Here is a 24,008-nt window from a genome sequence, read left to right as displayed (position 1 = left end):
TCACTCCAGATTCGCCAGCATCTCGCGCTGATGCCGATAGCCGACGGTTTCGTAGCCGACCACGGTGATGAACGGGGAGATCATCACCACCAGTAGGCATACGGCGATCGAGGCGCCCAGCGCGGCCAGGATCACCGCGACGGCCAGGACCACGACCGTGAGGGTGAGCAGCAGGATGTGGAACGGGTCCGGAGTCGACAGCAGCAGGGTGTGCAGCAGATAGACCATCAGCAGGTACACGCCCACCGGGAGAGCCAGGGCCAGGACCACCGCGACCGGGCCGATGTGGGAGTGGTGCTCAAGCGACAGGCCCGCGACGTGCAGGCCCGCGCCGGCGCCGGCGATACCCATGTAGAGCGGGATGTGGCCGTAACCGAACAGGTAGCCGCGGTTGCGGCGGTGCACGAGGATCTCGCCGAACGGGGTGGTGAAGTACACCCACCACATGCCGAAGGTCAGGCCCACGCCGGCGACCACGATCGCGATCGCATCGGCACTCCACTGCCCGCCGTCGCTGCCGCCGAGCAGCCCGCCCGAGGAGGCGACCGTGCCGACCACGCCCTCACCGAGCGCGATGATGGCGAACAGGCTGTAGCGTTCGGCCACGTGATGCGGATGCCACGGGGTACCACTCGCGCGGCCCTGCGTCAGCACCGGTACGAGCAGTTCCAGCACGCCGAGCAGTACACATCCCACCCCGGCCACGAGCAGCGGCATGTGCACGAATGCGATGATCACCCAGCCGATTTGGGCGATGATCGTCCACCGGATGCTCCCGTAGCCGACGTGCCGGAAGGACGGCGACTCCCGTCCGGCGCGCCACCACTGCAACACCATCGCGATCCGCATCACGATGTAGCCGACGACCATCACCCGCACGTCGAGGTGGTCGCCCACATCGACCGAATGGAACATCGCGGGCAGGCCGAGGGCGAAGACCACCACACCGATCATCACCACCATGGTGAGCACGCGGTACAGCCAGTCGTCGGTGTCGAACGCCGAGGCGAACCAGCTGAAATTGATCCAGGCGTTGACGATCGCGAACATCGCCAGCACGAAGGCGAGCACCGCCTTGCCCGCATGCCCGTCGGCCACCATCTCGGCGAAGTACGACGCCGCGGTGCCGACCGCGACCACGAAGGTCAGATCGAACAGCAGCTCCAAGGGCGAGGACACGCGCCCCGGTTCGTCGGGGTCGCGGCCGGTCATCCGGATGAGGCGGTGCGCCGGGCCGCGGGCGCCGCCGGTGGATACGGAGTCGCTCATGGGCACCGATGATGCCGTACCGACGGGTCGGCTCGCCGCTGCCGGCCCGTCGCCGTGGCAGGACGCGTGCGCGCGCTACTTCCCGGAAGCGTCCGACGGCTGCAGCAGCGAGTTGAACTTGTTCGTGTAGAACTTGCTCGGGTCCAGCTTGTGATCGATGGCCCCGGTGTCCTCGAGCCAGCTCTGCCAGCGGGTGAAGTCCTCGTCCGACACCTTGCCGTAGCGCGCCGGAACCCCCACGGACAGCCAGTATTTCAGCGTCGACGTGTCCTCTCCCGCACGGTGGCGGGCGTTGATGATATCGGTGAATTTCGCGATCACCTGGTCCCGCGGCGTGCTGCGCTCCCATTCGATCGCCTTCGCGACGCCGGTGGTGAAGGTGCGGACCACATCGGGGTTCTTCGCGATGAAGTCATTGCGGAAGACGTAAGGCCCGCCGTTGATCGGGCCGCCGTATTCGTCGAGTTCGGTGAAAATCGGGCGCACTCCGCCGTTGGCCACCGCGCGCTGCTGGAACTGGCCGTTCAATGCCGCGGCGTCGATCTGTCCCTGACGCAGCGCCTGTTCGATATTCGGCGGCGGCAGCGCCACCAATTGCACCGATTTGATCTGGTCGACGCTCAGTCCGGCCTTCTTCAACGCATCGTGGATATCGGCCTCGTTCTGGCCACCGAGCGTATTCACGCCGACCTTCTTGCCGACCAGATCCGCGGCCGAACGAATCGGGCTGTTGTCGAGCGTGTAATAGCCCTGGAAGGACTTCTCGTCCGATCCGTAGTAGTTGACCACCGCGGTGATGGGCGCCCCGGCGCCGGCCAGCTTGGCGACCGCACCGGCGAAGGCCCCGCCGAAGTCGACCTGCCCGGTCGCGGCGGTCTGGATTTCCTGCGGCCCGCTGATGGTGTTGCCGACGTAGTCGAGTTTGATCTTGCCGTCGAAGAATCCGAGGTTCTCCGCGAGCTCCGGAAGCGTGACCTGATCGGTCCAGCCCAGATACCGAAGCGAGGTCACCCCGTTCTCGGTGTGGGCGGATCCTCCGCTGCCGCAGGCGGTGAGTAGCACAGCGGCAGCCGTACCGGCTGCGAAGACGGATAATGCGGTGCGGATACGTCCGGACATCAGGTAATTCCTCTCGACACTGCGCACGACGGCACGGTGGTGCGCGTCGGCTCGGCCGAGCCTAGGTGTTGTGAATTACCGAGCCTCCCCTTTGAATCACGACGATTCGGTTGCCGGAAATACGCGTCGATCACCTCGAGTACACCCCTGCGGAACAATTGAATTCCGTCCGAGTCGAACCCTTTCGGACACCGGTGCGAATGCGGTAGATCTGGCGATGACCCCGAGGATAAGGATGTGCGATGACCGAGCGCGTACTCCCGGTACTCGATCTGGCGAGCGCGGATTCCGATCCGCAGCGGTTTCGTGTCGAATTACGCGCGGCCACACACGAATTCGGGTTCTTCTACCTCACCGGTCACGGTGTCGCGCCCGAGCGCGGCGCCGAACTGCTCGCCTTGGCCCGGCGGTTCTTCGCACTGCCGGAGGCGGCCAAACAGGAGATCAGCCAATTACGCAGTCCGCAGTTCCGCGGCTATTCGCGGCTCGGCGGCGAGCTGACCAACGGCCTGGTCGACTGGCGCGAGCAGATCGATATCGGGCCGGAGGCCGAGGCGATCGCCGGGGCGGAGGGGTACTGGCGACTGCAGGGGCCCAACCTCTGGCCGACGGCGCTTCCGGAACTTCGTCCCGCACTGCGTGATTGGGACGAATCTCTCGCGCGAGTCGGGCGTGCCCTGCTACGGCACTGGGCCGCGGCCCTGGGCGCGTCGGAGGCATTCTTCGATCCGGCCTTCGCGGACCGGCCGGCCACGCTGATCAAGGTGGTGCGTTACCCCGGTAACCCGGACAATCCCCAGGGCGTGGGCGCGCACAAGGATTCCGGCGTGCTCACCCTGCTGCTGGTGGAACCGGATTCGCACGGCCTGCAGGTGGAGCTGTCGTCCGGCGAATGGGTGGACGCGCCGCCGCTGCCGGGCGCCTTCATCGTGAATATCGGCGAGCTGCTCGAGGTGGCCAGTGGCGGCTATCTGCGTGCCACCCGCCACCGCGTGCTCGCCCCGGAGCCGGGTACCGACCGCATCTCCATTCCGTACTTCCTGAATCCGGCGCTGGATGCCCGGATACCGCTGCTGCCGCTGCCACCGGAATTGGCCGCGGCCGCACGCGGGGTCACCACCGACCCGGACAATCCGATCTTCGACACCTACGGCCGCAACGCCTGGAAATCGCGCATCCGGGCCCATCCGGACGTGGCCGAACGGCATCACGGCATCACCCCGAGCGCGCCGGCGCGGGCGTACTGAGCCACCGCTTGCGGCCGACTCCGCCCACGATGCAGCGGCGCACATCCGACAGCGGTGTGAGTCGCGGGCCGTCCGGCCACCAGTCGTCGCACAGCACGAGCCCCGGTTCGACCATCTTGCGGGCGAGTTCGCTCGGACCGGATTCCTCCGGATCGTAGAAATGCGCGATCGCCACATACGAACCGGACGGCAGTGCGTCGATATACGACTTCGAAGTTGTCCTTGCCGTTACCGGCACCATACTCGGGTACGCGGCAGAAGACTGCGACATGAAGGCTCCCCTGACATTGCTGAAACGGCATGCTGAAACGCTGACCCTGCGGAACTGGTATCCACACACAGTCGTCGCACGACAGACTGTGTTACGCCGAGCCTCCTCTAATTCCCGGGCACGGGGGCATACCCGACATTTCATCGATCGGGAACCCTGTCGCCGCCCTCGTTGCGACCTGCGCAGACCGTGGCCGCACGGATGCGGTCCGTTGGTATAGTCCGCAGAGTTCTCGCGATGGGAACGGGAAACCGGTGCCAATCCGGTGCGGTCGCGCCACTGTGTTCAGCCCATGCTGTCAGCCAGACCCCTTTCGTCGCTGTGCACGGACGGGGACGCGGGTTCCCCAGAAGGGTTGTGGCACATGTCCACTCGTCGTCGCCTGCTTCGCGATGTGCTGCGGGACTGGTCCCGGCGTGACTGGCTGGAAGCGGCGGTGCTGCTCGGTGTGGTCGCGTTGATGCATCTGATCGGATTCGGCCTGCTGTTCGGCGCGATCGCCCCGCACGGTTATCGCATCGGCACGGAGGTCTTCGGCATCGGACTGGGCATCACGGCCTACACCTTCGGGCTGCGCCACGCCTTCGACGCCGACCACATCGCCGCCATCGACAACACCACGCGCAAGCTGATGAGCGACGGCAAACGCCCCAAATCGGTCGGATTCTGGTTCGCGATGGGGCATTCCACGATCGTGTTCGTCCTCGCCGCGCTGGTGGTGGCGGGTGCGCACGTGGTGGGCACCCTGGTCGACGAGGACTCGTCGACCCGCAAAACGCTGGGCACCATCTCGACCGTGGCCTCCGGATCGTTCCTGTATCTGATCGGTTTGCTCAATGTGGTTGCGCTGATCGGTATCTGGCGGGTGTTCCGCCGTCTGCGCCACAGCGGCGAATACGATCGCGCGGAACTGGAGGCGGCGCTCGATTCGCGCGGATTCCTGGCACGCCTGCTGGCGCCGGTGATGCGGATGGTGGGGCGGCCGGTGCACGTCTATCCGGTCGGCGTGCTGTTCGGCCTGGGTTTCGACACCGCGACCGAGGTGGCGCTGCTCGCGCTGGCCGGGTCCGGCGCGGCGGCGGGACTGCCCTGGTACGCGATCGTGGTGCTGCCGTTGCTGTTCGCGGCGGGGATGAGCGTGATGGACACGATCGACGGCCTGTTCATGAACGTCGCCTACGACTGGGCGTTCTCCGATCCGGTGCGCAAGATCTTCTACAACCTGGCCATCACCGGCCTGTCGATCGCGGTGGCCCTGTTCATCGGCTCGATCGAGCTGATCAAGGTGCTGCACGACGACACCGGCTTCGGCGGCCCGGTCGGAGAGTGGATCGCCGGTATCGACCTCAACAACGCGGGATTCGCGATCGTCGGATTATTCGTCCTCGCCTGGGTAGTCGCGATCGCCTACTGGCGGCTGGCGAAGGTGGACGAGCGCTGGGCGACCGCGCCGACCGAAGAATCGGCCTAGCCACAGCACATTCGACCGCACCTCTCGAGCCGCGCATCGCCGGCCGGCGTGCGACATTCTTGCGACGGCGATCACACCTGTGCCATAGTTCGCTGCATATGTGAGACGGAGCAGTCTCGCATTAGCAAAGGAGCCGAGTGTGACCGAATCCTGGACGCGCCGCATCCGCCGGACGACCTGTGCCCTCGCCGCTGCGGCGGCATTGACCGCTCTGGCCGCAGTGGTGGCTCATCCGCCGCACGCCGGCGCCGAACCCGCGCCGGTCGCACCCGCGGCCCCGGTTCCGCTACCGCCCGAGCTGGACCCGGGCTTCTACCACCCGGCCCCGGAGATCGTCGCGGCGAAGCAGCCCGGCGAGATCATCGCCGCGCGGCAGGTGCGGGTGGCCAACCTCGGGCTGATCCCGGTCAACGTCGACGCGTGGCAGATCTCGTACCGATCGAACGACAGTCGCGACCAACCGATCCCGGCGGTTGCGACGGTTCTGAAACCACGCGGTTCGGCACCGGACAAACTGGTCTCGATGCAGATCGCCGAGGATTCCCTCGCCGGCTACTGCGCGCCCTCCTACGCGATCCAGCATTTCTCGGCCGGTCCGTTCCTGGGCCAGATCGTGGCCCCGGCCGAATTCGTGATCGCCCAGGGCGCTTTGCAGCAGGGCTGGGCGGTGGTGATTCCCGATCACGAGGGGCCGAACAACGCCTATGCCGCGGGCCCGCTCGCCGGCCGGATCACCCTCGACGGCGTTCGCGCGGCCCGAGATTTCGAGCCGATGCGGTTGAGCCCGCAGACCAGGATCGGCCTCTACGGCTACTCCGGCGGTGCGATCGCGACCGGTCACGCGGCCGAACTGAAGAGCACCTACGCACCGGAGCTGAATATCGTCGGCGCGGCCGAGGGCGGGGTTCCGGCCGATCTCGGCATGACGCTGAAGGTGGCCAACGGACAGGCGACCTCGGGGCTGGTACTGGCCGCAGTGATGGGTCTGACCCGCGAATACCCCGAATTCGCGCGTTTCGTCGACGAGCATATGGACCCATTGGGCAAGGGGCTGACCACGATTCAGAGCGAATTGTGCGTGCAGTACGTCAGCTCGCTGCTGCCGTTTCTGAATCTCGAAGGAATGTTGCGGGTTCCTGGCGATCCGCTCCAGCAGCCCGCGGTCGCCGACGTACTGGACGAAACCCGCATGGGCAAGTCGGTGCCGGATATGCCGATGTACATCTGGCAGGGCAACCCGGACGAGATCATCCCGGTCGGCCAGGTGAACAACCTCGTCGACACCTACTGCCGAAACCCCTCCGCCACAGTGCAATACACCCGTGAACACTTCGCCGAACATGTCGCCACCGAGATCTCCGGCGGCGGCCCGGCGATGCTGTGGTTGCGCGACCGTCTCGACGGCGTACCCGCGCAGCCGGGCTGTCACACCGCAGATGCGGGCTGGTTGTTGCTGGACCCCAACGGTTTCCAGATGCTGGCCTCGACCTTCGGCGAAACCTTCGCCTCGTTCTTCGGTAAGCCGATCGGCGTGAAGTAGGCCGCGCGCAGAGCTGCCGGCACAGCGTGGTGCCGGGTGATGGGAAGGGCCCGTTCGTCAGGGGGACGAACGGGCCCTTTCCGTGGAGATCGACGGCATCGACCCGTCAGCGGATGCGCAGCCGGCGGCTCAGACGCAACGTGATGAGCGTGCTCTTGAGCTGCTTTTCGAACGGCATACCCGCCCGGGCTGAGAGCACCTGCTTCTTCTGCACGCCGACGTTGACCGTATCGGTGTACTTGAGCAGGCCCGCGTCGCCGTGCCGGGTGCCCACGCCGGACTGTTTGACGCCGCCCGAGGGCGTCATCTTCGCCGAATAGGTCGCGACGAAGCCGTCGTTGACGTTGACGTTGCCCGCCTCGAGCCGGTCGGCGAGCTTCTCCGCACGAGCGAGATCCGAACTCCAGATGCTGGCGTTGAGACCGTAGGTGGTGGCATTGGCCTGCCGGACGGCCTCGTTCTCGTCGGTGTAGCGGTAGATGGTGACGACCGGGCCGAAGGTCTCGACGGTCGCGTGCTCCATCTCGGGGGTCACACCGGTCAGCACGGTCGGCTCGTAGAAGGCCGGGCCGATGTCCGGGCGGGCCTTGCCGCCGGTCAGTACGGTCGCGCCCTTCGCGACGGCGTCGTCGACGTGCGAGGCCACCCTCCGCATGTGATCGACCGACACCAGCGAGCCGAATTCCGGGTCGGCGGTGTAGGAGGCACCCGCCTTCGACCCCAATTCCTCTGCCGCGGCGACGAATCGGCGCACGAACTCGTCGTGGATGCGATCGTGCACGTAGATGCGCTCGATATGCATACACGCCTGGCCGGAGTTGCCGTACACCGCGAAGATCGCACCCGGAATGACCTCGTCGAGGTCGGCGTCCTCGAGCACGATCATCGGATTCTTGCCGCCGAGTTCGAGGCTGCAGCTGATGAGGTTGCGGCCCGCGCGCTCGCCGATGGTGCGACCGGTCGCGGTGGAACCGGTGAACATCACGAAATCGCTGTGGTCGATCAAGGTGGGGCCGACGTCGGGTCCGGTACCGCAGACGACCTGGATCAGATCGCGCGGCAGCCCCGCCTTGCGCAGCAGTTCGACGCCGTAGAGCGTGCACAGCGCGGTCTTGTTGTCCGGTTTGATCACCACGCCGTTGCCGGCGATGAGGGCCGGAATCGAATCGGAGATCGAGATCGCGAAGGGGAAGTTCCACGGCGCGATCACCGCGACGACGCCCTTGGGCCGATGCTGTTCGGTGGAGGTGGAGATGATGGGCATCGCGCCGCCACGCCGGATCGGTTTCAGGATCCGCTCGGCATGTTTGAGGTAGTGGCTGATCACCATCACCGGATCGCACGATTCCTCGATGGCCATCCGGCGGGTCTTGCCGCAACCGATCTGAATCAGGTCCGCGATGGTGTCGAGTTCGGAGAGAATCAGCTCATGGGCCTTCTCGAAGACCTGCAGCCGGCGCTTGACCGGCCAGTTCGCCCATTCTCGCTGCGCCGCCCGAGCCTTGTCGGCCGCCGCGGCGACGTCCTCGGGCGAGGACTGCGGCAGCTCACCGACGACCGCGCCGGTGTACACCTCGATCATGTCGTAGGGTTCGCGCTTCTCCCCCGCGGCGCCCGCGGTGATCAGCCCGGTGAGGCGGTCGATCAGCGCCTTCGTGATCCGCGGCGGCAACGTGCTCGCGCCGCCGCGCGAGGTCGCGTCCGCACCGCTGTGCGTGGTTGTCTCCATCAGCGATCTCCATAACTTGCCGCCCGTGACGGCGGTCACCATCATTCAAACTAGAACACGTTATTGTTCTGTACAACGTTGCGGGGTAACTTCGTCCGCAAAACGCGAGTAATACCATGAGGAAAGTGGGTCGGCGATGACGACGGCAGCAACTGAAACAGGTAGCAACACGGAACCCCATGCGCTGCTGGAGCGACGCGGCGCCACCCTGATCGTCACCATGAACCGGCCGGCCGTCCGCAATGCGCTGTCGGCCGAGATGCTCGACCTGATGGTGCAGGCGTGGGACACCGTCGACAACGACCCGGAGATCCGCTCCTGCATCCTCACCGGCGCGGGCGGCGCGTTCTGCGCGGGCGCCGACCTCAAGGCGATGACCAAACAGGATCCGGCCAAGAATATGAGCGCCGGCGGCGCCTTCGACCCGACCAACATTCCGGGTCTGCTCAAGGGCCGCCGCCTGACCAAGCCGCTGATCGCCGCCGTCGAGGGCGCGGCCATCGCCGGCGGAACCGAGATTCTGCAGGGCACCGACATCCGCGTCGCCGGCGAGAGCGCGAAATTCGGTGTGTCCGAGGCGCGTTGGAGCCTGTTCCCGATGGGCGGCTCGGCCGTGCGACTGCCCCGGCAGATCCCCTACACCGTCGCCGCCGACATCCTGCTCACCGGCCGCCACATCACCGCGGCCGAGGCCAAGGAGTACGGCCTGATCGGCCACGTGGTGCCGGACGGGACCGCGCTGGACAAGGCGCTCGAGCTCGCCGAGAAGATCAACGCCAACGGCCCGCTGGCGGTGCAGGCGATCCTGAAGACCATGCGCGACACCGAGGGCATGCACGAGAACGAGGCCTTCAAGATCGACTCGCAGCTCGGCCTCACCGTCTTCCGCAGTGAGGACGCCAAGGAGGGCCCGCGCGCCTTCGCCGAACGCCGTAAGCCCGAGTTCAAGGGCCGCTGACGCCGCCGCACCCGGCTGTCCGCCGGGTGCACCGTCACAATTCCGGCTTCACCATCCGAGTGACCTGCTTGCGCAGGAAGTTCGGGGCGAAACGCCGTGCCAGCCACAGCGGCTTGGCCGGACCGGGGAAGATGAACAGTGGCGCCTTCGGGTCGGCTACCGCCCGCTCGGCGGCATCGAGCACCCGGTCCGGGGTGATGCCCTTCTGACCGGCTACCACTGCCTCGTTGGCGGCCCGAATGCCGTCCAGCAGCGGGGTTTCCACGATCGGCGGGCAGATCGAGATCACCCGCACCCCGGTCCCGTTCAACTCCTGGGCCAGTGCTTCGTGGTAGCAGACGACAGCGAATTTGGAGGCCGAGTAGGCGGCCAGGCCCGGCGAGGGCAGCCAGCCCGCCACCGAGGCGAACAGCACCAGCGTGCCGCGGCCCGCTTGCTTCATCTCCGGCACGATGGCCTGGCAGATATTGATCGTCCCGCCGTAGTTGATGTCCATCACCCGGCGCATCTCCGAAACATCGTGGGTCAGAGCCGAACCCACCCGGCACAGCGCCGCCGCGTGCACCACGTGCTCGATCGGCCCGAGGTCCGAGCGGACCTTGTCGACCACCGCGCGCACCGCCTGCTCGTCGGCGACATCACAGGTGTAGGTGCTCATATTCGGGGATCGGCGCGCGGTTTCGGCCAGGCCGGTCTCGTTGATATCGAGTGCGGCCACCCGATAGCCGCCCGCCGCCAGTCGCTGGGCCGCCATGCGTCCCATGCCGCTGGCGGCACCGGTCACCAGTGCTGTCTTGCTCATCGAACCTCCACCGCGTCTTCGAAAGTCATGCGCAGCAGTCCGATCCGGCTGCTGAACAGGGCACGCTTGGGCAGGCCCAGCGCTCGCATCCGGTCCGCCACGGGGTGATCGCCCAGCTCGATCCTGGTGCCGCCCAAACCCATTCGCACCTGCGACGGATTCATCACCCACGGGGTGCGGCGCAGGACGCCGTCCATATGGGTGTAGGCGGCGATCGACGCACCACCCATTCCGCCCGGCGACGGCACGCCACCGGCGACCTCCATCGCCACCACCAGACGGTCGTCGATGCGCACCTCGCAGCGCTTGCCGCGACGCACCGGCGTGATCCGGATATCGGCGATCTCCTTGGGAAAGCCCCAGATCTCGCGGCCGGCGGCGCAGGTGAAGGTCTGGTTCACCGGCAGCCAGGGAATGTAGACGCCGAGGTCCTTGTCCCGGCCGCGCACCATGAGGGTGAGGCCGAATTCGTGATAGGGACCGAGGTCGCCGTCCACGTAGCGCACGAAGACCAGCGAGCACACCCCGCGTCCGGCGACCGTGAGTGGTTCGAGTCCGGTCGGCGCCACGATCTCCCGGGCCGCCGCCGCGTCGACGAGAAATGTCGCCGCACAGGCGTCGGCGTCGCGGATCTCGACCGGCATCCTGACTTTTTCACCGAGTACGGAATGCACCGCTGTCATCCTCCAAGTAGAACACGTTCCAGTCTGATTCGGCAGGCCCTCTCGACCGGGAAATCCCATTCACCGAGATCGCCCGGACACGACGGCGCCGAACGCCGCGGGCGCGACGTCCGGCGCGGAACCCGAGGGGTTCAGGAGCCGACGGTGTGGGCCGGCGGATGGGATTCGGCATGGGCTTTCGCCCACCGGTAGTCCGGTTTCCCACTGGGGGTGCGTCCGACCGCGTCGACCACCCAAATGCTGCGCGGCAGTTTGTATCCGGCGAGATGCTTGCGGACGTGTGCCTCGAGGTCGGCGAAATCCAGCGGATCGGCGCTTGCCACCGACACCACCGCCGCGACCTGATGGCCCCAGCGCTCGTGCGGAACTCCGATGACCACCACGTCGTAGACGCCCTCGTGGGCCTTCACGACAGCCTCTACCTCTTCGACGAACACCTTCTCGCCGCCGGTGTTGATCACCATGTTGCCGCGGCCGATCAGGGTGATGGTGCCGTCGGCCTCCACCCGCGCGCGGTCGTCGGTGATGACCATGCGGACGCCGTCGACGGTCTTGAACAGCTTGTCGGACTTGGCCTGATCCTTGTAGTAGCCGAGTGGCACCGACCCCTTCTTGGCCATCCAGCCCTCTTCGCCCGGCGCCACCTCCCGGCCCTCCTCGTCCACCACGACCGCACCGCGCCCGGTCTGCACGCGCGGCCCGCGGGACGGGTCGTCGTCCTTCTGCGCCACGCCGATGCCGCCGAATCCGGTTTCGGAGGAGCCGATCGAATCGGTGATCACCGCATGCGGGAACAACTCCAGCATCTCGTTCTTCACCGGTTGCGACAGCAGCGCCGCACCGGAGGCGAGGGCGACCATCGAGGAGGCGTCCACCGGCGACCGCCGAAAGGACTCGAGCAGCGGCCGTGCCATGGCATCGCCGGTGATGACGACGATATTCGCCCGCTGCCCGGCCACCACCTGCCAAACCCGGTCGGCGTCGAAGCGCGGTTCGTAGACGACGGTGTTGCCCGACCACAGTGCGGTGAACGTGGGCATCAGCGCCGCGGCGTGGATCAGCGGCGGCAGGATCAGCCAGCGCAGCGGGTCGTTCTGCGAGCCGACCCGGGACTGTTCGAACTCGTCGGCCACCGGCACGTTGGTGTAGAAGTCGATGCCGCCGCCGAGCACCCGCCACATGTCCTCCTGGCGCCACATCACGCCCTTGGGCATGCCGGTGGTGCCGCCGGTGTACATCATGAACAGGTCGTCGGCGCTGCGCTCACCGAAATCGCGTGCGGCCGAGCTGCTTTCGAATGCCTCCGCGTACGGCGTGGATTCGCTGGGCAGCCCGTCGCCGCCCTGATCGTCGTCGACGACGAAGGCGTGGCGCAGCGTGGTCACCTGCGGACGCACCTGATCCACGACCTGCGCGTAGCACCGGTGGTGTACCACCGCCTCGAGGTCGGCGTTGTCGTAGACGTAGCGCAGTTCGTCCGCGCCGTAGCGGTAGTTGATATTGATCGGCACCGCCCGGATCTTGAAGGCGGCGATCAGGATTTCCATCGTCTCGATGCTGTTGTGCATCTGGAAGCCGATGTGGCTGCCCTCCCCCAGGCCCACCGCGGCGAAGTGATGGGCGAGCTGGTTGGCGCGACGTTCCAGCTCCTGATAGGTGACCTGGCGCTCGCCCTGAATCAGCGCCACCCGATCCGGCATGGCGTCCACGGCGTGCTCGAACAGGTCGGCGAAATTGTTCGGCATATCTGAGATCTCTCGTCGGTAGCGGCGGTTCGGGACTGAGGGCGGTCAGACGACCGTCAGCGGCAGCGACTGCCGGGGCGCGAAGTGGAACTCCGCCCCGGTGCTGAACCGAGTGATCGCCACCTCCGGCGATTCTCGGAAAGGCGTTGTGGCAGCGGTGATCTCGACCACGAGTTCGCGCTCGTCGCCCTCGCGGGCGTGCACGTCGAATAGCGGATTCACCCCGCGCACCATGGCCGCCAGCGGCTCCAGATGTTCGGCGTCGACGGCGGCCGGCCAGCCGCCGTCGCGCACACCGGGACTGTCGCGCGCGATGCGCAGGATCGCGGAATCGTGATAGGCGTCGATCCGCATGTCGACGTAGGGCAGCGGATTCCACGCCGGATGCAGCCGCAGCACCTGGGCCAGATCCTCGAAGCCGGTACCGAGGCCCAGTACCGCGCGCAGGCGTTCGGAGGTGAGCCCGGCGATCCCGGTGAACTGTTTGCGCGCGATCGTGGCGGTGGTCTCCGCGTCCGCGCGCTCGCCGACCGCGATCAGGAATCCGAGGTTCAGCAGATGCTGCTGCAGGCACACCTCGTCGGCCATCCGGACCAGCGCCGAATGCGAGAAGTCCGCGAAGTCGATATCGCTCAGCAGTGGCCCGCGGTAGTCGGACCGGCCCGGACCCCCGGCTTCGATCGGCGCCAATTCGAGGTCGACAGCGGCGAATTCGGCCATGCGCGCCGCATTGCGCGGGACCGCGGGCGGTTCGTTGGCCGGGTCGATGCGAACCGTCCACGCGCACACCGGCACTCGATCGGCCGGCTGCCGGGGCGGCCGGTGGATCGGGCGCACCTGCGCATGCGGATTGGTGGCCAGCGCGGTCGCGTCGAAGGTGGGGTCCTCGATGGTGTGGCACATGGCCACCACGTAGTCCTCACCCATCGGCTCGACGTCGGCGAGCGCACCGCAGTGGTCGAGCCAGAACTCGCCGTTGTGGTCATCGTCGACCCGGAACCGGAAGTCCATGAACTGCGGCGGCGCGCCGATATCCAGTTGCAGCCCTTTGAATATCGTGACGACGCCGTCGCCGGGGATATCGAGGGCCGCGCGCATCCGGCGGGTGTAGATCGGGCTGGCCAGCTGCCATTCCTCGATCGCCACCTCCGCCATCCCGTCACGCCCGAAGGCGCCGATCGAATGCGCCATCCCGGAGCGATCGATGAGATGCCCGCACAGCAGCAGTTCGGGCACCAGCGCGGCCAGTTGCTTCCGGCTGAGTGTGGCGAAGCGACTCGCGGGCATCGCGCTCACCACAGCGGGACCGGCGACTCGCCGATCTTGTACCAGCCCGGCAGCGGTCCCGCGCCCGAGCGCTCGATCCGCTTCTGCATCCCCTCCGACAGCGCGTTCGCGGTGATCATCTCCACGAACAGCGCCGAGACGTTGCCGAAGTCGAAAAAGTCACGCTGCCAGGACCATTGGAAGTTGCCGCCGTAGCGGAACCAGCTGCCGCCGATGCCCTCCGGGCTGTAGTGGCGGCCGTCGGGGCGGGTGTTCTCGTTGACCTGCTTCCACAAGCCGATCACGTTGCCGCTGCGCTCGTCGACGACGAATTCCTGGTATGGGTAGGTCCAGCCCTCGAGGCCGTCCATCTCCTGTCCCAGCGCCAGTTCTCGAATCTCGTCGCGGCCCACCGCCATGAATTCCTGGGTCGGTCCGTAGTTCCAGCCGTAGGTGGCGTCCTCGGTGTACATGTCGGCCAGCGGCCGCCAGTCCCCCGCCGCCTCGCAGCGCTCGTTCTCGACCACCCAGCGGCGGACCATCTCGTCGAGTTCGTCCCGGGAAAAACCGGACATCGCAGCTTCCTTCACATTCTGTGTCGAAGGCCGGCGCCGATATCCGGCACGGCCTGATCCGGGCGGTCACCGGGCTGCGGCGACCGCGAACGTCGTGGTCCGTCAGCCCGTTTTCGAGAACGAGTTCAGGCCGGGATATCCCTCGCGGACAGGCGCGAAAGACACATCGCTGGACATGTGTCTGGACGGTACCACCGCAATCGGGGACCGACAATGGATCGACCATTTTTGCTACGAAGAGGCGGACGCTCGACCAGGGTGCCGGCAACCGTCCACGCCGTGGTCGGCGCTGGTTCCGCCGCCTTGACACAACCGCGGAATTGAAACAAGTTCTTGCGCCAAGATCAGAGTCGAACCTATAGTTCCGTACACGTGTCCAGACAGCATCGAAAGGTACCCATGAGCGGGTCCACGAACGACAGCACCAGCGCTGCGGGCTTCATCGGCCTCGGCAACATGGGTGCGCCGATGGCCGAGCGGCTGCTGAAGCGCCCCGGCGGCCTCGTCGTCTGCGACACCCGGGCCGAGGCCGTGCAGCCGTTCGTCGACGGCGGCGCCGAGCCGGCGAAGACGGCGGCCGAGGTCGCCGAGCGCGCCGGGGTGATCTCGGTGGTCGTCCTCAACGACGCGCAGGTCCGATCCGTGGTCACCGGTCCGGACGGCCTGCTGAGCACCGCGCGCCCCGGCACGGTGATCGCCGTGCATTCGACCATCAGCGACCGGACCGCCGTAGAACTCGCCGGCATCTGCGCCGAACACGAGGTGGACTTCGTCGACGCCCCGGTCAGCGGCGGCGGCGCGGGGGCCAAGAAGGGGTCGCTCGCGGTCATGGTGGGCGGCAGCGACGCCGCCTTCGAGAAGGTGAGCGAACCGTTCGGCTACTGGGCCGAACTGGTGGTGCACGCGGGCGAGGTCGGCGCCGGCACCCGGATGAAACTGGCCCGCAACCTGCTGCATTTCGTCTCGTTCACGGCCACCGCGGAGGCACAGCGACTGGCCGAGGCGGCCGGGCTGAACATCGTCGACCTGGGCAAGGTGGTCCGGCATTCGGATGCCATCACCGGCGGGGCGGGCGCGATCATGCTGCGCGATACCACCGCACCGGTCGCGGTGGACGACTTCTGGCATTCGATCTTCACGCATACCCGCGATCTGGGTGAGAAGGATCTGTCGCTGGCACTGGCCCTGGGCGAGCGACTCGGCGTCGAGTTGCCCTTCGCCCGAATGGCTTTGAGCGGACTCGGCGACGGGCTCGGCGTCGGCCCCGGCGATATCTCCCGGGCCGCGCGGACAGCCACCGACACTTCCGAGGAGAGCAATGAGCGCTGAAACCGACGGCCTCACCCCCGAACAGCGTCGCGCGCGCGGGGTGGCCAAGATGGGCGAGGTCTACGGCTGGGAGATGTCCGACGGACCCGGCGCGCATTTCGCCGTGACGGCGGACCATCTGTTCGCCGACATCTGGAGCCGCCCGGAACTGTCCGTGCGTGATCGTCGCCTGCTGCTGCTCGGCGCGCTCACCGCACAGGGCCACCTCGACGTCACCGAGATCCAGGTCAGCGCGGCCCTGCGCAACGGTGAACTGACCGAGGAGCAGTTGCGCGAGATCGCGATCTTCCTGTGCCACTACACCGGCTGGGCCGCCGGGACGAAACTCGACAGCGTCGTCGGCAAAGTCGTGGCCGCCGAGAAAAAGGCCAACGAGAAAAAGGCCGCCGCCCGAGCCGCCGAATCCGCCGAGAAGTGAGGAACGAACCCACCATGTCCGACACCCTGGGTGTACGCCCCCAGCCCGCCGCCGACATCACCGACTGGGACTACGAGGCCGATGTGGTGATCGCCGGATACGGCATCGCCGGCGTCGCCGCCGCGATCGAGGCCGCCCGGGCCGGCGCGGACGTGCTGGTGCTCGAGCGCACCGGCGGCTGGGGCGGTGCGGCCTCCCTGTCGGGCGGATTCATCTATCTGGGTGGCGGCACTCCGCTGCAGAAGGCGCTCGGTTTCGAGGACACCCCGGAGAACATGGAGAAGTTCATGCTGGCCGCCCTCGGGCCCGGCGTGGACGAGGCCAAGATCCACGACTACTGCCAGGGCAGCGTCGAACACTTCAACTGGCTTGTCGCCCAAGGTGTTCCGTTCAAAGAGGAATTCTGGGGCGAGCCGGGCTGGGAACCCCCGCACGACGAGGGCCTGATGTACTCCGGCGGTGAGAACGCCGCGCCGTTCAAGGACATCGCCACCCCGGCGCCGCGCGGCCACCTGCCGCAGATGCAGAACAAGCGCATCGGCGAGCAGGGCGGCGGCTACATGCTGATGAAGCCGCTCACCGACACCGCCGAATCCCTCGGTGTGCGAGCCGAATACGACATCCGGATTCAGCGGCTCGTGGTCGCGGCCGACAATCGCGTCGTGGGCGTGGTGGCCAAGCGCTACGGCAAGGAGATCACCGTCCGCGCTCGCCGCGGCGTGGTGCTGGCCACCGGCAGCTTCGCCTACGAGCAGCGGATGATCGAGGGCTACGCCCCGCGACTCATCGGCCGGCCCGCCGCCGCGATCGAGGAACACGACGGCATCGGCATCCGGGTCGCCCAGGCGCTCGGCGCCGAATTGGCGCATATGGACGCCACCGAGGTCGCCTTCTTCGGCGATCCGCAGATGATGGTCCGCGGCATTCTGGTCAACGGCCGGGGGCAGCGCTACATCGCCGAGGACACCTATCCGGGCCGGATCGGCCAGGCCACGCTGATCCAGCAGGACAACCAGGCCTACCTGATCATCGACGAGGCCGCGCTCGAGGAAGCGCTGAAGACCGAGACCAGCAGCCCCTTCTTCCGCCAGCCCCCCACCTGGGCGGCGGAGACGGTCGAGGAACTCGAAAGCGATATGGGCCTGCCCGCGGGCTCGCTGCAGGCCACCGTCGAGGTCTACAACCGGCACGCCGAATCCGGCTCCGATCCGCTGCTGGGCAAGAAGCCGGAGTGGGTGAAGCCGATCGGCACACCGGTGGCCGGGTTCGATATGCGCAACTTCACCGCCGGATTCACCCTGGGCGGTCTGCGCACCGATCTGGATTCCCGGGTCATCCACGTCACGGGCGAGCCGATCCCCGGCCTGTACGCCGCGGGCCGCTGCACCTCCGGTGTCTGCGCGGGCGGCTATGCCAGCGGCACCTCCCTCGGCGACGGCAGCTTCTACGGTCGCCGCGCGGGCCGCGCCGCCGCCAACGACGGTCCGGCCTCGAGCTGATGCCCGACCGAACCGAAAGGAACATCATGCGTTTCGGCATCGTCCTGTTCACCAGCGACCGCGGCATCCGGCCGGCGGTCGCGGCCGCGGCCGCCGAGGAGCGCGGCTTCGAGTCGTTCTTCGTGCCCGAGCACACCCACATCCCGATCAAACGGGAGGCGGCGCATCCACTGACCGGCGACGAGAGCCTGCCCGACGACCGGTACATGCGCACCCTGGACCCGTGGGTGGCGCTGGCCACCGCGGCGGCGGTCACCGAACGCATCGAATTGTCCACGGCGGTGGCACTTCCCACCGAACACGATCCCATCACGCTGGCCAAGACCATCGCGACCCTGGACCATCTGTCCGGCGGCCGGGTCAGCGTCGGCGCCGGATTCGGCTGGAACACCGACGAACTCGCCGACCACGGCGTGCCCGGCAACAAGCGCCGCACGGTGCTGCGCGAGTACCTCGAGGCCATGCGAGCGCTGTGGACCGAGGAAGAGGCGAGCTACGACGGCGATTTCGTGAAGTTCGGCCCCAGCTGGGCGTGGCCGAAGCCGGTGCAGGCGAAGGTGCCGGTGCTGATCGGCACCGCGGGCACCGAACAGGGCTTCCGCTGGATCGCGCGCTCGGCCGACGGCTGGATCACCACCCCGTACGAGACCCACACGCTGCTGGAACGCCTGCAACTGCTGACCAAGGTGTGGCAGGAGGCCGGCCGCGAGGACACCCCGCGAGTGGTCGCCCTCGACGGCAAACCCGACACGCAACGGCTGGCCGAATGGAGCGCCGCCGGGGTGACCGACGTACTGTACGGACTGCCGGACAAGTCCGAAGCCGAGGTGCTGGCCTATCTCGACCGCCTGGCCGGCAAGCTCGCGCCCCTGCGCGCGAGCGCCTGAACCACCACCGCGACCTGGCGCCTGAACAGGAAGTGAGCCGAAGACGTGCGTATCGCCCTGCTGTCCTACCGCAGCAAGACCCACTGTGGCGGGCAGGGGGTGTATGTCCGGAAGTTGAGCCACGGCCTGGCCGAACTCGGCCATGAGGTCGAGGTGTTCTCCGGACAGCCCTACCCGGAACTGCTCGATCCCCGGGTAAAGCTGACCGAGGTGCCGAGCCTGGATCTCTACCGCGATTCCGATCCGTTCCGCACGCCGCGGCCCGGGGAGATCCGCGACCGCATCGACCTGCTGGAACTGGGCACGATGTGGACCGCCGGATTCCCCGAGCCGCGCACGTTCAGCCTGCGCGCGGCACGGCTGTTGCGTTCGCGCGCAGCGGATTTCGATGTCGTGCACGACAACCAGTGCCTGGGTTCCGGACTGCTCGACATCGCCCGCCGGGTGCCGCTGGTGGCCACCATCCACCATCCGATCACCCGCGACCGGGCCGTCGATCTGGCGGCCGCGCCGTGGCGGCGCAAGGCGTTCGTCCACCGCTGGTACGGGTTCCTCGGCATGCAGCAGCGCGTCGCCCGGCTTATTCCGGATCTGATCACCGTCTCCTCGACCTCAGCGGCCGACATCGCCGACGACTTCGGCGTCGACGCCTCCCAGTTGCGGGTGGTCCCGCTCGGCGTCGACACCGAACTGTTCCGGCCGCGCGAGCGTCGCGTACCGGGCCGGATCGTGGCTGTGGCCAGCGCCGACAAACCGCTCAAGGGCATCTCTCACCTGCTGCAGGCGCTCGCGCGGCTGCGGCTCACCCACGACGTCGAATTGCAACTGGTGGCCAAGCTGGAACCGAACGGCCCCACCGAGAAGCTGATCGCCGAACTGGGCATCTCCGATATCGTCACGGTGTCGAGCGGACTGTCCGACGAGGCACTGGCCGAACTGCTGGCCTCGGCGCAGATCTCCTGCATTCCGTCCATGTACGAGGGTTTCTCGCTGCCCGCCGTGGAGGCGCTGGCCAGCGGCACCGCCCTGGTCGCCAGCCGGGCCGGCGCACTGCCGGAGGTGGCGGCCGACTGTGCCGAACTGGTGAAGCCCGGCAATGTGGACGAACTGACCGGCGTCCTCGGGAAATTGCTCGACAATCCGCGTCGCATCGACGACCTCGGCGCCGCCGGGCGCCATCGCGCACTCACCGTCTTCAGCTGGGAGGCCGTGGCAGCCCAAACCGTTTCGGTGTACGAACGCGCCATCGCCCGCCGCCAGGGCACCGACCTGACCGCCGATACACAGGAGGCGAACGTATGCTGACCGTCGATTTCGACCGCTTGGGAATCGGTCCGGGCCTGCGGGTCATCGATGTGGGATGCGGACAGGGTCGCCATTCCTTCGAGGCGTATCGGCGCGGCGCCGATATCGTCGCCTTCGATCAGAACGCCGACGATCTCGCCGATGTGAAGGTCATGTTCGGCGCGCTGGCCGAGGCCGGCGAGGCCCCCGACTACGCGCAGGCCGAGACGGTCCAGGGCGACGCGCTGGCCATGCCCTTCGAGGACGGCGAATTCGACGTGGTCATCGCCTCCGAGATCCTCGAGCACATTCCGGCCGACGACGGCGCGATCGCGGAACTGGTGCGCATTCTGAAACCCGGTGGGGCCCTGGCTATCACGGTGCCGCGCTGGCTGCCCGAGCGGATCTGCTGGCTGCTCTCGGACGAATACCACGCCAACGAGGGCGGCCACGTGCGCATCTACCGCGCCGACGAACTGCGCGGCAAGGTCGCCGCACGCGGCATGCGCTTCATCCACAGCGAACACGCGCACGCGCTGCATGCCCCGTACTGGTGGCTGAAGTGCCTGGTCGGCGTGGACAAGCCCGATGCCCGGCCGGTGCAGCTGTATCACCGGATGCTGGTGTGGGACATGATGAAACGGCCGTGGCTGACCCGTGTCGCCGAATCGGCCCTGGACCCGGTGATCGGCAAGAGCGTCGCCTTGTACTTCACCAAGCCGGCGGTGTCCGGTGCGCGCCGCTGAGCTGCCCTCGATTCCCGGCGTTCTCACCGCCCGGCAGTGCCTGGCCACCGCGGAATCCATTGCCGCACAACAGCACAGCGACGGCGCCATCCCGTGGTTCCGGGGTGGGCACACCGATCCCTGGGACCATGTCGAGTCGGCGATGGCGCTGACGGTGGCGGGTCTGTACGACGCCGCGCGCGCCGCCTACGCCTGGTCGGCGGACACCCAGCGCACGGACGGCTCCTGGCCGTCGCAATTTCGCGGCGACGTCGTCGAGACCGCCGATACCGACACCAATTTCTGCGCCTACATCGCCACCGGTGTCTGGCACTACTACCGCTGCACCGGTGATCGGCGCTTCGCGGACGCGATGTGGCCGACCGTGCGCGCGGCGATCGACTACGTCATCTCGTTGCAGCAAGGACGCAACGGCGAGATCTATTGGCTGCAGACCGAACAGGGCATCCTGCCCGAGGCTTTGCTGACCGGCTGCTCGAGCATGTTCCACAGCATCGGCTGTGGGCTGGCGATCGCGGAACTGCTCGGCCTCGCCCAGCCGGAATGGGAGGTCGCGGCCCTGCGCCTCGGCCACGCACTGCGGCATCATCCGGAAGCCTTCGCCGAGAAGGACCGGTATTCGATGGATTGGTACTACCCGGTGCTGGGCGGGGCGCTGCGCGGAGAGGCGGGACATGCCCGGATCGCCTCGCGCTGGAGCGATTTCGTCGTCGGCGAGATCGGCATTCGCTGCGTCTCCGACCGGCCGTGGGTGACCGGCGCCGAAACCTGCGAACTGGCACTGGCGCTGGACACCCTCGGCGATTCCGATCGCGCGCTGCGCCTGCTGGCGAGTATCCAGCACCTGCGCGAGGACGACGGATCCTATTGGACCGGACTGGTTTTCGCCGACGGCAAGCGCTGGCCGGAGGAGCGCACCACCTGGACCGGTGCGGCGGCGGTGCTGGCCGCCGACGCGCTGACCCGCACCACCGGCGGCAACGGGATCTTCCGCGACCTGGTGCCCGGGGCGGATATCGCGACCGGCCTCACCTGCGACTGCGTGCGTTCACCCAGCTGAGCCGGCCGCGACCTCATCGCTTCCGCTTCGGCCGTTTCAGCCCTTGCCGCCGCACCCCGTGCCGCGCTCGAGCAACCGCAGCGATCCGATGGCCGCGACTTCGCGGAAATTGCCGCTGTCCAACGCCTTTCGGTAGATGTGGTACGGGGCCTGCCCGCCGTCGGCCGGATCCGGGAAGACGTCGTGGATGGCCAGCACACCACCGGCCGCCACCCAGTGCGCCCAGCCGTCGTAATCGCGCTGGGCCGCGGCCTCGGTATGCCCGCCGTCGATGAACAGCAGCCGGATCGGGCTGCGCCAGTGCTTCGCCACGGTCGCCGAGGGGCCCACGACGCCGACCACGGTATCGGTCAATTCCGCGCGCACCATGGTGCGGCGGAATGTGGTGACGGTGTCGAAGCGGCCGGTTTCGGGATCGACCAGCGAGGTGTCGTGATATTCCCAGCCGGGCTGATGTTCCTCGGACCCGTGATGATGGTCGATGGTGTAGACGGTGGCGCCGGTTTCGCGGGCCGCCGCACCGAGATAGATCGCCGACTTACCGCAGTAGGTGCCGATTTCCACGATTATCCCGTCGCCCGCGTAGCGCCGGGCGGCCTCGTAGAGCGCGCGTCCCTCCTCGACCGGCATGAAGCCGATCGCCTGCTCGGCCAGCTCGAACAATCGGCGAGTATCCGCGGAAATTTCGGATTCCGCGGGAATTATCGAATCGGCACGAGTCATCAGAACAACACCTTTCGGAAATCATCTCTCGATACTTTGCGAGCGGATGCGATATTTTGTGATTTGCGACTGTATCCGCTTCGGCAACGGGTATGCGAGTTGCTTTCGAAGCTTCACTACAGTAGCATCCAGACACGTGTCCGATCCCATTTCCACCGAGCCTACACCGGTGAATATGGAGGCAACTCGCCGCCGCCTCACCGAGAAGCAGGCCGATACCGTCGACCGGCTGACCAAGGCCGCGCTGGAAGTTCTGTCGCGCGAGGGCTTCGCCGGTCTCACCGTGCGCATGGTGGCCGCGGCCGCCGGAGTGGGTACGGCCACCGCCTACACCTATTTCTCTTCCAAGGAACACCTGGTCGCCGAAGTCTTCTGGCGGCGGCTGGCCGCCGATGCGCCGCCCGAGCCGGAGGCGGGCGCCGACCGGACCACCCGGGTCGTCGCCGTCCTGCGCCAGATCGCGATGCTGGTCGCCGACGAACCCGCGCTGGCGGGCGCGGTGACCAGCGCGCTGCTGGGCACCGATCCCGACGTCGCGCATCTGCGCCTGCGCATCGGGACCGAGATCCGGCGGCGCCTGCTGGACGCGCTGGGCCCGGACGCCGATCCCGATGTGGTGGAGACGCTCGAATTGCTTTATGCCGGCGCCCTGGTTCGCGCCGGCGTGGGTTACGCCTCGTATGCCGAAATCGCGGACCGGCTGGAAAAATCGGCCCTACAGGTGCTGCGGGACTGAATACGCGATTTCCGGCGGCGTCCGGAAATTACGGCAATACCGCTTCGATCGCCGCGACCACACTCGGATCCTGCGGTTCGGTGCGTGGACGGAAACGACCGACGACCTTACCGTCACGATCGATCAGGAACTTTTCGAAATTCCATTGAATATCGCCGGCATCGCCTTCGGCATCGGCGTTCTGTACGAGTTCGCGATACAGCGGATGCCGGTCGTCACCGTTGACGTCGACCTTGGCCAGCAGCGGGAAATCCACCCCGTAGGTGGTCGAGCAGAACTGCTGGATCTCCTCGGCGGTGCCCGGTTCCTGTCCCATGAACTGGTTGCACGGCACGCCGACGACGCTGAATCCGCGTGAGCCGTAGGCCTGCTGCAGCGCCACCAGTCCGGTGTACTGCGGTGTCAGACCACATTTCGAGGCGACGTTGACCACTAGCAGCGCCTTGTCACCGGCGAGTTCGGCGAGGGTCGCGGGTTCACCGGCGAGCGTCTGTACGGGAATTTCACGAATATCGGTCACAGTCGAAATGATAGGTGGAATCTCGGCCGCCGCGAGGGCGACTTCCGCCGCCGGACCCGTCCCCCGGCGGGCCGACGGGAGTTGGCAAACCCTCGTCGCCACCTCTCCGCGTCGACGAAGAACTGCAACCT

Annotated in this window: 23 protein-coding genes; 12 read left to right on the top strand and 11 right to left on the bottom strand. The window is 67.3% G+C overall.

The genetic code is table 11. From position 1 onward, the window contains the following. Together NE2_RS04755 and NE2_RS04750 are read right to left on the bottom strand one after the other, a co-directional pair. Positions 1-1,269, bottom strand: a complete 1,269-nt coding sequence (locus tag NE2_RS04755; RefSeq protein ID WP_063024185.1) for a low temperature requirement protein A — start codon at positions 1,267-1,269, stop codon at positions 1-3. A 75-nt stretch (positions 1,270-1,344) separates the two neighbouring features. Next, positions 1,345-2,388, bottom strand: coding sequence for an ABC transporter substrate-binding protein (locus tag NE2_RS04750; protein ID WP_063024183.1), 1,044 nt, complete (start codon positions 2,386-2,388; stop codon positions 1,345-1,347). 242 nt (positions 2,389-2,630) lie between these two features. Between NE2_RS04750 and NE2_RS04745 the strand changes: the two genes are divergently transcribed. Continuing rightward, positions 2,631-3,635: an isopenicillin N synthase family dioxygenase gene (locus NE2_RS04745; protein WP_063024181.1), complete on the top strand. Its 1,005-nt coding sequence runs from the start codon at positions 2,631-2,633 to the stop codon at positions 3,633-3,635. Here NE2_RS04745 and NE2_RS04740 read toward each other — a convergent pair. Next, positions 3,604-3,906 (bottom strand): class I SAM-dependent methyltransferase, encoded by a 303-nt coding sequence (locus NE2_RS04740; RefSeq protein ID WP_218018555.1) that lies wholly within the window; start codon positions 3,904-3,906, stop codon positions 3,604-3,606. The two genes, NE2_RS04745 and NE2_RS04740, sit on opposite strands and share 32 nt — an antisense overlap. Positions 3,907-4,270: 364 nt before the next feature. On the opposite strand from NE2_RS04740, the gene nicT reads away from it, so the two are divergent. Together nicT and NE2_RS04730 are read left to right on the top strand one after the other, a co-directional pair. Further along, positions 4,271-5,377, top strand: a complete 1,107-nt coding sequence (nicT, locus tag NE2_RS04735) for a Nickel transporter NicT (protein ID WP_063024177.1) — start codon at positions 4,271-4,273, stop codon at positions 5,375-5,377. 139 nt (positions 5,378-5,516) lie between these two features. Further along, positions 5,517-6,917, top strand: a complete 1,401-nt coding sequence (locus tag NE2_RS04730; RefSeq protein WP_373862220.1) for a lipase family protein — start codon at positions 5,517-5,519, stop codon at positions 6,915-6,917. A gap of 106 nt (positions 6,918-7,023) precedes the next feature. Here NE2_RS04730 and NE2_RS04725 read toward each other — a convergent pair whose 3' ends face one another. Next, the gene (locus NE2_RS04725) at positions 7,024-8,646 is read right to left on the bottom strand and encodes a succinic semialdehyde dehydrogenase (RefSeq protein WP_063024241.1); all 1,623 of its coding nucleotides are present in this window, start codon (positions 8,644-8,646) and stop codon (positions 7,024-7,026) included. Positions 8,647-8,782: 136 nt separating this feature from the next. Between NE2_RS04725 and NE2_RS04720 the strand changes: the two genes are divergently transcribed. Beyond that, the gene (locus NE2_RS04720; protein WP_036525233.1) at positions 8,783-9,604 is read left to right on the top strand and encodes a crotonase/enoyl-CoA hydratase family protein; all 822 of its coding nucleotides are present in this window, start codon (positions 8,783-8,785) and stop codon (positions 9,602-9,604) included. 34 nt (positions 9,605-9,638) lie between these two features. Here the strand turns inward: NE2_RS04720 and NE2_RS04715 are convergent, their stop codons facing one another. From NE2_RS04715 to NE2_RS04695, 5 genes are all read right to left on the bottom strand, one after another. Further along, the gene (locus NE2_RS04715; RefSeq protein WP_063024175.1) at positions 9,639-10,406 is read right to left on the bottom strand and encodes an SDR family NAD(P)-dependent oxidoreductase; all 768 of its coding nucleotides are present in this window, start codon (positions 10,404-10,406) and stop codon (positions 9,639-9,641) included. Beyond that, positions 10,403-11,089 (bottom strand): acetoacetate decarboxylase family protein, encoded by a 687-nt coding sequence (locus NE2_RS04710; protein WP_063024173.1) that lies wholly within the window; start codon positions 11,087-11,089, stop codon positions 10,403-10,405. The genes NE2_RS04715 and NE2_RS04710 overlap by 4 nt, the downstream gene beginning before the upstream one ends. Before the next feature lie 131 nt (positions 11,090-11,220). Next, the gene (locus tag NE2_RS04705; protein ID WP_063024171.1) at positions 11,221-12,834 is read right to left on the bottom strand and encodes an acyl-CoA synthetase; all 1,614 of its coding nucleotides are present in this window, start codon (positions 12,832-12,834) and stop codon (positions 11,221-11,223) included. A gap of 45 nt (positions 12,835-12,879) precedes the next feature. Beyond that, positions 12,880-14,121, bottom strand: coding sequence for a hypothetical protein (locus NE2_RS04700; RefSeq protein WP_106958356.1), 1,242 nt, complete (start codon positions 14,119-14,121; stop codon positions 12,880-12,882). Positions 14,122-14,126: 5 nt separating this feature from the next. Beyond that, on the bottom strand, positions 14,127-14,675 hold the full coding sequence (locus tag NE2_RS04695; protein WP_030516453.1) for a nuclear transport factor 2-like protein: 549 nt from the start codon (positions 14,673-14,675) through the stop codon (positions 14,127-14,129). A gap of 399 nt (positions 14,676-15,074) precedes the next feature. On the opposite strand from NE2_RS04695, the gene NE2_RS04690 reads away from it, so the two are divergent. From NE2_RS04690 to NE2_RS04660, 7 genes are read left to right on the top strand one after another with little or no spacing between them, the layout of a single operon-like run. After that, positions 15,075-16,004 (top strand): NAD(P)-dependent oxidoreductase, encoded by a 930-nt coding sequence (locus NE2_RS04690; protein WP_063024167.1) that lies wholly within the window; start codon positions 15,075-15,077, stop codon positions 16,002-16,004. Next, complete coding sequence (locus NE2_RS04685; protein ID WP_030516455.1) at positions 15,994-16,422, top strand: carboxymuconolactone decarboxylase family protein; 429 nt, start codon at positions 15,994-15,996, stop codon at positions 16,420-16,422. The genes NE2_RS04690 and NE2_RS04685 overlap by 11 nt, the downstream gene beginning before the upstream one ends. Before the next feature lie 14 nt (positions 16,423-16,436). Continuing rightward, positions 16,437-17,921 (top strand): FAD-dependent oxidoreductase, encoded by a 1,485-nt coding sequence (locus NE2_RS04680; protein WP_063011044.1) that lies wholly within the window; start codon positions 16,437-16,439, stop codon positions 17,919-17,921. A gap of 26 nt (positions 17,922-17,947) precedes the next feature. Then, complete coding sequence (locus NE2_RS04675) at positions 17,948-18,808, top strand: LLM class F420-dependent oxidoreductase (protein ID WP_063024165.1); 861 nt, start codon at positions 17,948-17,950, stop codon at positions 18,806-18,808. A 45-nt stretch (positions 18,809-18,853) separates the two neighbouring features. Continuing rightward, the gene (locus NE2_RS04670; protein WP_063024163.1) at positions 18,854-20,113 is read left to right on the top strand and encodes a glycosyltransferase family 4 protein; all 1,260 of its coding nucleotides are present in this window, start codon (positions 18,854-18,856) and stop codon (positions 20,111-20,113) included. Beyond that, positions 20,107-20,838, top strand: a complete 732-nt coding sequence (locus NE2_RS04665; RefSeq protein ID WP_063024161.1) for a class I SAM-dependent methyltransferase — start codon at positions 20,107-20,109, stop codon at positions 20,836-20,838. Before NE2_RS04670 ends, NE2_RS04665 begins: the two co-directional genes overlap by 7 nt. Continuing rightward, complete coding sequence (locus tag NE2_RS04660) at positions 20,825-21,898, top strand: prenyltransferase (RefSeq protein ID WP_063024159.1); 1,074 nt, start codon at positions 20,825-20,827, stop codon at positions 21,896-21,898. The genes NE2_RS04665 and NE2_RS04660 overlap by 14 nt, the downstream gene beginning before the upstream one ends. A gap of 36 nt (positions 21,899-21,934) precedes the next feature. Here the strand turns inward: NE2_RS04660 and NE2_RS04655 are convergent, their stop codons facing one another. Then, positions 21,935-22,621 carry a class I SAM-dependent methyltransferase gene (locus NE2_RS04655; RefSeq protein WP_063024157.1) on the bottom strand — a complete coding sequence of 229 codons (687 nt, stop codon included), beginning with the start codon at positions 22,619-22,621 and terminating at the stop codon, positions 21,935-21,937. A 169-nt stretch (positions 22,622-22,790) separates the two neighbouring features. Here NE2_RS04655 and NE2_RS04650 point away from each other — a divergent pair, with 169 nt between their 5' ends. Further along, positions 22,791-23,357 carry a TetR/AcrR family transcriptional regulator gene (locus NE2_RS04650; protein WP_030516462.1) on the top strand — a complete coding sequence of 189 codons (567 nt, stop codon included), beginning with the start codon at positions 22,791-22,793 and terminating at the stop codon, positions 23,355-23,357. Between the two features lie 28 nt (positions 23,358-23,385). On the opposite strand, the gene NE2_RS04645 is transcribed toward NE2_RS04650, so the two are convergent. Then, positions 23,386-23,877, bottom strand: a complete 492-nt coding sequence (locus NE2_RS04645) for a glutathione peroxidase (RefSeq protein WP_063024155.1) — start codon at positions 23,875-23,877, stop codon at positions 23,386-23,388. Positions 23,878-24,008: the final 131 nt, after the last annotated feature.

Source organism: Nocardia elegans NBRC 108235 (genome assembly GCF_001612845.1).
In the GTDB taxonomy this organism is placed as follows: Bacteria; Actinomycetota; Actinomycetes; order Mycobacteriales; family Mycobacteriaceae; genus Nocardia; species Nocardia nova.
Note: the sequence above shows the minus strand (reverse complement) of the source record. Positions and strands in the feature narration are given on the sequence as shown.